The organism is Rouxiella aceris, from assembly GCF_012933545.1.
GTDB lineage: Bacteria > Pseudomonadota > Gammaproteobacteria > Enterobacterales > Enterobacteriaceae > Rouxiella > Rouxiella aceris.
The window spans coordinates 34892-46391 of the sequence record NZ_JAADJU010000016.1 but is presented as its reverse complement, the minus strand read 5'-3'; the positions used below and the strand labels follow the sequence as shown (position 1 = coordinate 46391).

Sequence of the window (11500 nt, the reverse complement as noted above, 5' to 3'; positions counted from 1 at the left end):
CCTGAAGCCTGGGGTTAACCACGAATATCAGGAGTGTACACCCTGGAGTTGACTCCAGGGTCAAGGCAAAAATCGACGGTTACAGGTACAGCGAACGGACGATCAGAAAATGACCACCAAAATAGCAGGCAGCGACAATCGCATCCGCCGCGCGGAATTTGAAGCGATAGTGGCTAATCATCCACACCGTGTTTGCCAGCAGCAGCAGCACGCTACCGGCCAGCAGCGAGAACGCCAAATCGGTGCTGCGGGCGAAATATTGTTCCCCGGCAACCCAGACCATCAGCAACGACATGGCGATAAAGGTCAGAATGGCCCAGCGCATTTCCTCCAGTCGTGTCCAGATAATCGCCAGCAGCACAATCCCCACCGCCAGCAGGATCACTGGCAGCGGCCAGAAGAAAGTAAAACTCATCTGACTGGCAAAACTCAGGGTATAGAGCAGATGCGACAGGAAAAAGGCGCCAATGGCGTAAAGAAAGCGTTCCCGGGGCAACAGCAGCAGGGCGTCGGCAATCAGTGTCACCATCAGACCCAAAACGATCAGGTAGCCATTGGTGGTCAGCACCGGCGCACGCCAGGCTAACAGTAACAGCAGCAGCAGAGTGACGGGTTTGAACAGCCAGCCTTGCCAGCGCGGACCACGATAGCGCGCATCGACATACAGCCAACCAGAAAGAAATACAGCAATAAACGGCCAACTCATTGTTTATCCTTATTTAATAAAAGAATGCAAAGAACTGCCAAATGAAAGCCTGAAACTCAGGTTCTCTTATCCCTTTAGTGTAGGAGAGGCACGGGGGGGCCGACAATCTTAAAAGAGGCTTAAAATTATGCTGAACAGTTTGTCTGCGAGATTGCAGGCCTGGATATAGTAACGCCGCCTGCGCTTTTGCACTATGTCTAAGCAGCAGCGTTGTAGGAGATTGAGCGAGACAGGCGCAGGTCATTCCTGACCCACGCCTGATTAAAAAGGCATTACTTTTTTGGCAGTGGCGGCTGTTTCTTTTGCCAGGCTAACAGTTCAAACACGCCGAACAGAAAAATTCGCAGCTGCAGGCCGGCACCGAGCGGTTTTTGTTCTTTCCCCTGTGTGGCTTTGAGCAGCATGACCTGTAGCCCATGCATAAAGAACATAAATACCATGGCGACATCGAGGAAATATTTCATCGGCTTGGGAAAGGGATGAACAATATTCATCAGCAAAAATGCCCAGATGCATAGCATCAACAGGCGACCAATATTAATCAACATCTGACTGCTCCTGTGGCGACGCGTCAACGGCAGGTGTAACGTCGCGGTGATATAAGCGATAGGCAACTTGTCCGGCAATCTTTTCCCGATGCAACCGCCAGTTGGCGGGCACCGGCAACGTGCCGTGTTCTACTTCTGATTCAATATATATCCAGGCTTCTTCGGCCAGCCAGCCATTGCGATCGAGCAGGGCAATGGTTTCTTGCAAAATACCCTGGCGAAAAGGCGGATCGAGAAACACCACGTCAAATGGCGTACCGCTCTTGGCCAGCCAGTTTAGCGTATTGACGTTGATCACCTGCCCGTCCGGCGTATTGAGCAGGGTTAAATTACGTGTCAATTGCTGGGCAACCGGGCGTTCAAATTCCAGTAAGGTGGCACTCCCCGCGTAGCGAGACAGCGCTTCAATGCCCAGCGCACCGCTGCCGGCAAAACAGTCCAGGCAACGCGCACCCTGGATCACCGGAGCCAGCCAGTTGAATAAGGTTTCCCTGACGCGATCGGTGGTCGGCCGCAGTCCTGGGCTATGCGGTACCGGCAGCTTGCGTCCACGCCATTTGCCGCCAATCAGACGGATTTGGCCAGCAGCCGGGGTTTGCGGTTTTTTTGCCATAATTAATCGGGTTCGGTAAATGTCTTTCTAATGGTTAAGAATACGGGTTTGGGGGGCTATTCTACCGGTGTGACACATTTGGGCAAATGTTGTCTGCATCTCTTTAGGCAGATTGATGGCTAGTTGATTGTATGGGCAGTGGAAATCATCATGCGGACGTGTTGCGGTAAAGGGAAAGTGATAGACTCTGGTTATTACCCTATTGATTATCCGTTCGTCGAGAATTAACGGCGTGGAGTGAAGTTGTAAAATGGCAAAAGAGAAAAAACGCGGTTTTCTATCCTGGTTTGGCCGTGGCCGCAAGGAAGACGAACAGCCACAAGAAGTGGAACCTATTGCGCAATCTGAAGTACCTGCTGAAGAACCGGCAGAATCGGCAGATATCCTGGCTGACGAGGCGCTGACGGCCACGTCGGATGCCGAAGCGATCGCGCCTGAACAGGCTGCCCAGTCATTGGCGCAGGACATTGTCCGTGTTACCGAGCAGGTCGCCGAGCAGCAGGCTGAGTTGCCCGCAGAACCGGAAATCGAGGTGCAGCAACCGCTGCCGGTAGCCCTGGAACCGTTGATCGTCACTCAGGTCGAACAGGAACGTCCCAGCAAAGAGGGCTTCTTTGCCCGGCTTAAACGCAGTCTGGTCAAAACCAGACAGAATCTGGGATCGGGCTTTATTGGCCTGTTCCGCGGCAAGAAAATTGACGACGATCTGTTTGATGAACTGGAAGAGCAACTGCTTATTGCCGACGTCGGTGTGGAAACCACCCGTAAAATCATTACTTCGCTGACCGAACACGCCAGCCGCAAACAGCTAAAAGATGCGGAAGCGCTGTACAGCAAGCTGAAGGAAGAAATGTCCGAAATATTGACCAAAGTGGAGAAGCCACTGGATGTCAGCGGCAAAACCCCGTATGTCATTCTTATGGTTGGCGTCAATGGCGTGGGGAAAACTACCACCATCGGCAAACTGGCGCGTCAGTTCCAGGCTGAAGGCAAGTCGGTGATGCTGGCCGCGGGAGATACCTTCCGTGCTGCGGCGGTGGAGCAGTTGCAGGTTTGGGGTCAGCGCAATAACATTCCGGTTATCGCCCAGCATACTGGCGCAGACTCCGCCTCGGTGATTTTTGATGCCATTCAGGCGGCCAAATCTCGTAAGGTCGACGTATTGATCGCCGATACGGCAGGGCGTTTGCAGAATAAAGCGCACCTGATGGAAGAGCTGAAGAAGATTGTCCGGGTCATGAAAAAACTGGACGAAGACGCCCCCCATGAGGTTATGCTGACGCTGGATGCCAGCACCGGCCAGAACGCCGTCAGTCAGGCCAAACTGTTTGATGAGGCGGTAGGTTTGACCGGCATTACCTTGACCAAACTCGATGGTACCGCCAAGGGCGGGGTGATTTTTGCCATCGCCGACCAGTTTAGTATCCCTATCCGCTATATCGGCGTGGGTGAGGGGATTGAAGATTTAAGGCCGTTTAAGGCTGACGATTTTATTGAGGCACTTTTTGCCCGAGAGGATTAATACGGATGATTCGCTTTGAACAGGTCAGTAAAGCTTATCTAGGCGGACGACAGGCGTTACAAGGTGTCGATTTCCATATTCAGCAGGGCGAGATGGCCTTTCTGACCGGTCACTCTGGTGCCGGTAAAAGTACCCTGTTGAAATTGATCTGCGGTATTGAACGCCCGAGTGCCGGGCATATATTTTTTGGCGGTCATGATATCAGTCGTCTTAAAAACAGTGAGGTGCCGTTTTTGCGGCGCCAGATCGGCATGATCTTTCAGGATCACCATTTGCTGCTCGATCGCACGGTTTACGACAATGTTGCCATGCCGTTGGTGATTGCCGGTGCCAGCAGCGAAGATATTCGCCGTCGCGTGTCGGCGGCGCTGGATAAAGTCGGCTTGCTGGATAAGGCCAAAAATTTCCCTATTCAGCTGTCCGGTGGTGAACAGCAGCGTGTCGGTATTGCCCGCGCCGTGGTCAACAAACCCGCGGTGCTGCTGGCAGATGAACCTACTGGAAATCTGGACGAAGTGCTGTCGGAGGGGATTTTGCGTTTGTTTGAAGAGTTTAACCGTGTCGGTGTTACCGTCTTGATGGCAACGCATGATATGGCGCTGATAGCCAGTCGTCGTTATCGCATGATGACCTTGAGTCAGGGCAGGATCGCCGGAGGTGCCTACTATGGCGAATAGCCCGCACCCGGCCAGAACGGCGAAAAGCGCACGAATGTCGAAGAGTAAGGCATTGCAGGGCGGATGGCGCGAACAGTGGCGTTATGCCTGGGATAACGCGGTGCAGGATATGCTGCGTCAACCCTTGGCCACGCTGTTGACCATTATGGTGATTGCCATCTCGCTGACTTTGCCTAGCGTCTGTTATCTGGTATGGAAAAACGTCAGTCAGGCTGCCGAACAGTGGTACCCAACTCCGCAGCTTACGGTCTATCTCGATAAGTCACTGGATGATGATGCCGCAGAAAACGTGGTGAAATCCCTGAAAGCCGAAGCCGGGGTTGATAAAGTCAACTACCTCTCTCGCGCCGAAGCAATGGGCGAATTCCGCAACTGGTCGGGATTTGGCGGTGCCATGGATATGCTTGAGCAAAATCCATTGCCGGCGGTGGCGATTATCACCCCGAAAATGAATTTCCAGGATGCCAAAACCCTCAATAGCCTGCGCGACCGCGTGGCGGCGGTGCAGGGGGTGAACGAAGTGCGTATGGATGACAGCTGGTTTGCACGGCTGGCGGCCCTTACCGGGCTGGTCGGGCAGATTGCTGCGCTGATCGGGCTGCTAATGGTGGTGGCGGTGTTCCTGGTGATCGGTAACAGCGTGCGGCTGAGCATTTTTAGTCGCCGCGATACCATTAATGTTATGAAACTGATCGGTGCCACCGACGGCTTTATTTTACGGCCATTCCTCAATGGTGGCGCGATGCTGGGCTTTTGTGGGGCCTTCTTGTCGTTGATCCTGTCAGAAGTGCTGGTGTTCCGGCTGGAGGCGGTGGTGACCCAGGTGGCATCGGTATTTGGCACTACCTTTGATATCCATGGTCTGGCGTGGGACGAAAGTTTGCTGCTGTTATTGATCTCGGCAATGATCGGTTGGATCGCCGCCTGGTTAGCAACCGTGCAACATTTACGTCGATTTACACCACAGTAATAATTTTTTGGTATACTCTTCCCTTGTAGCTGTGGGTTGTGCTACGAGGGTGAGCACAATTTCCCAATCATTCCCCCTGAACTTCGCATACAGTCATTAGCCCGCAAGGCGCTAATGAATGAACTTTGAGTGAGTTTCAGGGTCGAATCAGCAGCCAATGTGATAGGTTCTACGCTGTAGCATGGTATGCATTCCATGACAGCGTTAAAAATAACCGAGTAATTGAAGTTGCAGCCCTGGTGGCTGGGCTTCAAGTGAGAAAGTGAACCACCTTCTTACTTTATGTTATGAGAGGCTTTGAATGACCAAAGAAATGCGAACTTTAGCTTTAGTTCCCCAAGGTAGCCTGGAAGCCTATGTACGGGCCGCCAATGCCTATCCTATGCTCACCGCAGAGGAAGAACGGGCACTGGCTGAACGGCTGCATTACGAGGGCGACCTGGATGCCGCTAAGCAGCTTATCCTGTCTCACCTGCGCTTTGTTGCTCATATCGCCCGTAACTATTCCGGTTACGGCCTGCCGCAGGCAGACCTTATCCAGGAAGGCAATATCGGCCTGATGAAAGCGGTTCGCCGTTTTAATCCTGAGGTCGGTGTCCGTCTGGTTTCCTTTGCTGTGCATTGGATCAAGGCAGAAATCCACGAATACGTCCTGCGTAACTGGCGTATTGTGAAAGTGGCCACCACCAAGGCACAACGCAAGTTGTTCTTTAACCTGCGCAAAAACAAACAGCGTCTGGGTTGGTTTAGCCACGAAGAAGTCGAGCACGTTGCCCGCGAGCTGGGAGTAACCAGCAAAGATGTTCTGGAAATGGAATCGCGCATGGCGGCCCAGGACATGACCTTTGACCCAACGCCGGACGATGAACCGCGTGACGGTCAGGCAATGGCGCCAATGCTCTATTTGCAGGATAAAAGCTCCGACTTCGCCGAAAGCATCGAAGAAGACAACTGGGAGCATAGCGCGGCAGACAAACTGACCTTTGCAATGGAAGGCCTTGACGAACGCAGCCAGGATATTATCCGCGCTCGCTGGCTTGACGACGATAACAAGTCGACCTTGCAAGAGCTGGCCGACAAGTACGGCGTATCCGCAGAACGTGTGCGTCAGCTAGAAAAGAACGCCATGAAAAAACTGCGCCTGGCTATTGAAGCCTAACGTATTGGCGTAAAGCGAAAAAAGCGACCTCCAGGGTCGCTTCAGACTGCTGACAAAGCTCATTTTTAGGGAGAGTACACCGTTGGGGTCGTAGCGGGCTTGCCCGCCGGAGCGCCCCTAGGTGTGCTATGCCCGGGTATCTCGATCTTCAAAACCACTTTGTCATCAAACTCAAGCGACCTCCAGGGTCGCTTTTTTTATACCTGCAATCTACGAAGGGCGAGTTTTTAACCACTGTCCGGCAGTCAGATGAAAACCGCAGGCCTGCATAAAGGCGTGCAGCACACTCTCTTCGCTGCTGGCATCCATTGACCAGTGGCTTATCTCCGGCAGTTGCTGCTGCAGATCTTCCAACAGATACAGCCCGACGCCACGACGGCGGGTCACCTCGCGCACGGTTAAATCACTCAGCGTTCCCTGAGTGGCGTTAACCGACACTTTGACTGCCGCCAACAGCCGGTCGTTAAAACGTGCGGCAAAAATCATCCCTTGCTCATTGATCCAGCGTTGCCAGTCCGCTGCCTGCTGCTGCGGCCAGATTTTTGCCAAATCACTGAGATCCTGCGCGCTAAGGCTACTGAGTTTTACTATGGTTAATTTCATGGTTGAAGAAAAAATCACGAAGAAAAAAGGGCAGAAAACAGTGTACCGGATCGCAGTAATTTCGGGGCGTAACTTTTTTTGTACAGTAACAGGTTGAAAATATTTTTTCGATCGCCGTATAAAAGACAAACGGTGGCTTAATCAAAATTAAGCAGTTTTAACGGCTGATAGTTGGCGTTTTTGCCGCGTATTCACCCAAATAAAATTCTGTTTACACCTCTTGTTTCGGCATCGGCGATTTGATTTGCAGAGGAATATTCCTGTTTAATAACGTGATAAATAAGCTCTTATTTAAAAATAAGACAAAATAAGCCGCTAACTCATTCTAACTTATAGTGAAAACGAAAAGTGACCATGTTTTAAGCAGGCGTCAAAATCCAACAGCACATCATCATCAATCGATAAGACGGGGTAGTCAGGATGAAATTAACGAAGGGTAAGATCTGGTTGGCAGGCTGCGTTGCCTTGGCAATGGGCCATTCAGCAATGGCGAAAGACATTAAAATTGCCATTGTCGGTGCCATGTCCGGACCGGTTGCCCAATACGGCGATATGGAATTTACCGGAGCCAAACAGGCGATTGCCGATATCAACGCCAAAGGCGGCATCAAAGGCGACAAACTGGTCGGCGTCGAATATGACGACGCTTGCGATCCAAAACAGGCGGTTGCCGTCGCCAACAAAGTGATCAACGACGGTATCCATTACGTTATCGGTCACCTGTGTTCTTCTTCAACCCAACCGGCTTCTGATATTTATGAAGACGAAGGCGTGTTGATGATCACTCCGGCTGCCACCAACGCCGATCTGACCACTCGTGGTTATAAAATGATTATGCGTACCACTGGTCTGGATTCCGATCAGGGTCCAACGGCGGCGAAATACATTTTGAGCGCCATCAAGCCGCAGCGCATCGCCGTGATCCATGACAAACAACAGTATGGTGAAGGTCTGGCGCGTTCGGTTCAGGATAGCCTGAAGAAATCCGGCGGCAACGTGGTGATGTTTGAAGGCATCACCGCGGGCGACAAAGATTTCTCCACGCTGGTGGCCCGTCTGAAGAAAGAAAACGTCGACTTTGTTTATTTCGGCGGCTATTACCCGGAAATGGGGCAAATTCTGCGTCAGGCCAAACAGGCTGGCTTAACCGCCAAGTTTATGGGACCTGAAGGCGTAGGCAACTCCTCATTGTCGAACATTGCCGGCGCCGCCTCTGAAGGCATGCTGGTAACCCTGCCAAAACGTTATGACCAGGTTCCGACTAACCTGCCGATCGTTAATGAGCTGAAAGCCAAGAAACTGGATCCAACCGGACCTTTCGTCTGGACCACCTATGCCGCCTTGCAGGCTCTGACCACCGGTATGACCCGCAGTGGCAGCATGGAACCGGCTGAAATCGCCAAAAACCTTAAATCAGCCCCTGTTGATACCGTAATGGGTCCGTTGAGCTGGGATCAGAAAGGCGATCTGAAAGGCTTTGAGTTTGGTGTTTTCCAATGGCATGCCGACGGCACCTCAACACCAATTAAGTAATTGTTTCGCTATATAGCTGTTATCCCTGCATTTTGCAGCGTAGCGGTTATATGCCTTAAGTCATTAAAAGACCTCTGGTGAGGTAAGCGCACCCCTTGGAATCTTCCCGAGGGGTGTCTGTTTCTGGCCGCATAGACCCGTAACGCCTCGCCTTAGGCCGCATTTTTTGCGCATCAAGGGTAGGGTATGTCAGAGCAGTTTCTTTATTTTATACAGCAGATGTTTAACGGCGTAACGCTAGGCAGTACGTATGCGCTGATTGCCATCGGCTATACCATGGTTTACGGCATTATCGGGATGATCAACTTCGCCCATGGCGAGGTGTATATGATCGGCAGCTACGTCTCTTTTATCGTGATTGCCGCACTGATGATGATGGGGATTGACGCCAGCTGGTTGCTGATTGGTGCCGGATTTATTGCCGCCATCGTTATTTCCAGCGCCTACGGCTGGAGCATCGAACGCGTCGCCTATAAGCCAGTGCGTAACTCCAAGCGTCTGATTGCGTTGATTTCCGCCATCGGCATGTCAATTTTCCTGCAAAACTATGTCAGCCTGACCCAGGGCTCTCGCGACCTGGCGTTACCGAGCCTGATCACCGGGCAATGGAAACTGGCCGAGACCAACGGTTTTGCCGCCACCATTAGCACCATGCAGCTTACTATCTGGATTGTGACTTTTATCGCCATGTTGGCGTTGACCCTGTTTATTCGCTATTCCCGCATGGGCCGCGCCTGTCGCGCCTGTGCCGAAGACTTGAAAATGGCCAGCCTGTTGGGTATCAGTACTGACCGGGTGATCTCGCTGACCTTTGTGATCGGCGCACTAATGGCGGCGGTGGCGGGTGTGCTGCTTGGCCAGTTTTATGGCGTAATCAATCCCTATATCGGTTTTATGGCCGGTATGAAAGCGTTTACTGCGGCAGTATTAGGCGGCATCGGCAGTATTCCCGGCGCCATGATTGGCGGACTGATCCTGGGCGTGGCAGAAGCGCTGACCTCGGCCTACCTCAGCACCGAATATAAAGATGTGGTTTCCTTTGCGCTGCTGATTGTGGTGCTGTTGGTATTGCCTACCGGTATCCTCGGTCGTCCGGAGGTTGAGAAAGTATGAAACATCTCAATCTGCTTAATGCACTGATTTCATCCCTGGTGTTACTGGTGCTTGCCTCCTTTGTGATGGGCATGCAACTCAGTCTCGATGGCACCCATTTGGTGGTGCACGGTGCCGACGCCGTTCGCTGGTACTGGATTGCTGCCGGCTGCGCCATCGTCTTTGTCTTCCAGCTTTTTCGCCCGTTGTTACATCGCGGACTGGGAAAAATTTCCGGACCAAACTGGGTATTGCCAAGCTTTGACGGCTCAACGCCAAAACAGAAATGGCTGGCCCTGGCGATGATCCTGGTGGCTATCGCCTGGCCGTTTATTGTTTCCCGTGGCACCGTGGATATTGCCACGCTGACGCTGATCTACATCATGCTCGGCCTGGGCCTGAACGTGGTGGTGGGATTATCGGGTTTGCTGGTGTTGGGTTATGGCGGCTTTTACGCCATTGGTGCCTACACCTATGCGCTGCTCAATCACTACTATGGCATCAGTTTCTGGGAAGCCCTGCCACTGGCCGGTCTGGTCTCTGCCGCTTTTGGCTTCTTGCTGGGGTTCCCGGTACTGCGCTTGCGCGGTGACTATCTGGCGATTGTCACGCTCGGTTTTGGCGAGATTGTACGTATTCTGCTGCTTAACAATACCGAACTCACCGGCGGTCCCAACGGTATCAGCCAGATCCCGAAACCGACGCTGTTTGGCCTCGAGTTCAGCCGTTCAGCGCGGGAAGGGGGCTGGGATACCTTTAGCCACTTCTTTGGCCTGCGTTATGACCCCAGCGACAGGATTATTTTCCTGTATATGGTGGCCTTGCTGCTGGTACTGCTGACCTTATTTGTTATCAACCGTTTGCTGCGTATGCCACTGGGCCGCGCCTGGGAAGCCCTGCGCGAAGACGAAATAGCCTGTCGCTCACTGGGCTTGAATCCAACGCGCATCAAGTTGACTGCCTTTACCATCAGTGCGGCCTTTGCCGGTTTTGCCGGTACATTGTTTGCGGCGCGCCAGGGGTTTGTCAGCCCGGAATCTTTCACCTTTGTCGAATCGGCATTTGTGCTGGCGATTGTCGTCCTGGGCGGTATGGGATCGCAGTTTGCGGTGATCCTGGCGGCCATTTTGCTGGTGGTGTCCCGCGAACTGATGCGCGATCTCAATGAGTACAGCATGTTGCTGCTCGGTGCCCTGATGGTACTGATGATGATCTGGCGTCCACAAGGGCTGCTGCCGATGAAGCGTCCACAACTGAAACTGAAAGTCTCGACTGAAAACGCTGCGAACCAGGGAGAGCAGGCATGAGTATGCAATCTTTGTTGTCCGTAGAAGGACTGTCGATGCGTTTTGGCGGCCTGCTGGCGGTAAATAATGTCGCGCTGGAGCTTAACCAGGGAGAGATTGTTTCGCTGATTGGGCCAAACGGCGCAGGCAAAACCACGGTCTTTAACTGCCTGACCGGTTTCTATCGCCCGAGTGCGGGCACCATCAAGCTGCGCGAACAACATCTGGAAGGCTTGCCTGGCCAGAAAATTGCCCGTATGGGCGTAGTGCGTACCTTCCAGCATGTGCGCCTGTTCCGCGAAATGACGGTGATCGAGAATTTGCTGGTTGCCCAGCATCAGCACCTGAAAAGCGGAGTATTAGCCGGACTGTTTAAAACACCGGGATTTCGTCGCGCCGAAGCCGATGCGCTGGATCGCGCTGCGCAATGGCTTGAACGCGTTGGACTGCTGGAGCTGGCTAACCGTCAGGCGGGCAATCTGGCCTATGGTCAACAGCGCCGTCTGGAGATTGTGCGCTGTATGGTCACTCGCCCGGAAATATTGATGCTCGACGAACCGGCGGCGGGGCTTAACCCGCGGGAAACCGAAGAGCTAAATCAGCTGATTGCCGAGCTGCGTAACCAACACCAGGTTTCTGTGCTGCTGATTGAACATGATATGAAACTGGTGATGGGTATTTCCGACCGGATTTATGTCGTTAATCAGGGAACACCGCTGGCACAGGGTACCCCCCATGAGATCCGTAACAATCCTGACGTGATCCGTGCGTATTTGGGCGAGGGCTAACAG

The 11500-nt window shown here is 52.8% G+C and carries 12 protein-coding genes; 8 read left to right on the top strand and 4 right to left on the bottom strand.

Translation table 11 applies throughout. The features are described from left to right. Positions 1 to 79 precede the first annotated feature (79 nt). The 3 genes from GW590_RS22715 to rsmD form a co-directional block, all read right to left on the bottom strand. Positions 80 to 706, bottom strand: coding sequence for a lysoplasmalogenase (locus GW590_RS22715; RefSeq protein ID WP_169405363.1), 627 nt, complete (start codon positions 704 to 706; stop codon positions 80 to 82). A gap of 272 nt (positions 707 to 978) precedes the next feature. Then, positions 979 to 1254 (bottom strand): DUF1145 family protein, encoded by a 276-nt coding sequence (locus GW590_RS22710; RefSeq protein WP_169405362.1) that lies wholly within the window; start codon positions 1252 to 1254, stop codon positions 979 to 981. Next, positions 1244 to 1867: a 16S rRNA (guanine(966)-N(2))-methyltransferase gene (gene rsmD / locus GW590_RS22705; protein WP_169405361.1), complete on the bottom strand. Its 624-nt coding sequence runs from the start codon at positions 1865 to 1867 to the stop codon at positions 1244 to 1246. Before rsmD ends, GW590_RS22710 begins: the two co-directional genes overlap by 11 nt. 250 nt (positions 1868 to 2117) lie before the next feature. On the opposite strand from rsmD, the gene ftsY reads away from it, so the two are divergent. The 4 genes from ftsY (at position 2118) to rpoH (ending at position 6195) form a co-directional block, all read left to right on the top strand. Then, positions 2118 to 3389, top strand: coding sequence for a signal recognition particle-docking protein FtsY (gene ftsY, locus GW590_RS22700; RefSeq protein WP_169405360.1), 1272 nt, complete (start codon positions 2118 to 2120; stop codon positions 3387 to 3389). Between the two features lie 5 nt (positions 3390 to 3394). Next, positions 3395 to 4066, top strand: coding sequence for a cell division ATP-binding protein FtsE (gene ftsE, locus GW590_RS22695; protein ID WP_169405359.1), 672 nt, complete (start codon positions 3395 to 3397; stop codon positions 4064 to 4066). Next, positions 4056 to 5036, top strand: coding sequence for a permease-like cell division protein FtsX (gene ftsX, locus GW590_RS22690; RefSeq protein WP_169405358.1), 981 nt, complete (start codon positions 4056 to 4058; stop codon positions 5034 to 5036). The genes ftsE and ftsX overlap by 11 nt, the downstream gene beginning before the upstream one ends. 301 nt (positions 5037 to 5337) lie before the next feature. Beyond that, positions 5338 to 6195: an RNA polymerase sigma factor RpoH gene (gene rpoH, locus GW590_RS22685; protein ID WP_169405357.1), complete on the top strand. Its 858-nt coding sequence runs from the start codon at positions 5338 to 5340 to the stop codon at positions 6193 to 6195. A gap of 210 nt (positions 6196 to 6405) precedes the next feature. On the opposite strand, the gene panM is transcribed toward rpoH, so the two are convergent. Next, complete coding sequence (gene panM / locus GW590_RS22680; protein WP_169405356.1) at positions 6406 to 6798, bottom strand: aspartate 1-decarboxylase autocleavage activator PanM; 393 nt, start codon at positions 6796 to 6798, stop codon at positions 6406 to 6408. A 420-nt stretch (positions 6799 to 7218) separates the two neighbouring features. Between panM and GW590_RS22675 the strand changes: the two genes are divergently transcribed. The 4 genes from GW590_RS22675 to livG all read left to right on the top strand — a co-directional run bounded on the left by GW590_RS22675 (position 7219) and on the right by livG (position 11497). Further along, positions 7219 to 8331 carry a branched-chain amino acid ABC transporter substrate-binding protein gene (locus tag GW590_RS22675; protein ID WP_169405355.1) on the top strand — a complete coding sequence of 371 codons (1113 nt, stop codon included), beginning with the start codon at positions 7219 to 7221 and terminating at the stop codon, positions 8329 to 8331. Positions 8332 to 8517: 186 nt separating this feature from the next. Beyond that, positions 8518 to 9444 (top strand): high-affinity branched-chain amino acid ABC transporter permease LivH, encoded by a 927-nt coding sequence (gene livH, locus GW590_RS22670; protein WP_169405354.1) that lies wholly within the window; start codon positions 8518 to 8520, stop codon positions 9442 to 9444. Beyond that, a complete protein-coding gene (locus GW590_RS22665) occupies positions 9441 to 10730 on the top strand; it encodes a high-affinity branched-chain amino acid ABC transporter permease LivM (protein ID WP_169405353.1) in 1290 nt (429 codons plus the stop codon). Before livH ends, GW590_RS22665 begins: the two co-directional genes overlap by 4 nt. Beyond that, a complete protein-coding gene (gene livG / locus GW590_RS22660) occupies positions 10727 to 11497 on the top strand; it encodes a high-affinity branched-chain amino acid ABC transporter ATP-binding protein LivG (protein WP_169405352.1) in 771 nt (256 codons plus the stop codon). The genes GW590_RS22665 and livG overlap by 4 nt, the downstream gene beginning before the upstream one ends. Positions 11498 to 11500: the final 3 nt, after the last annotated feature.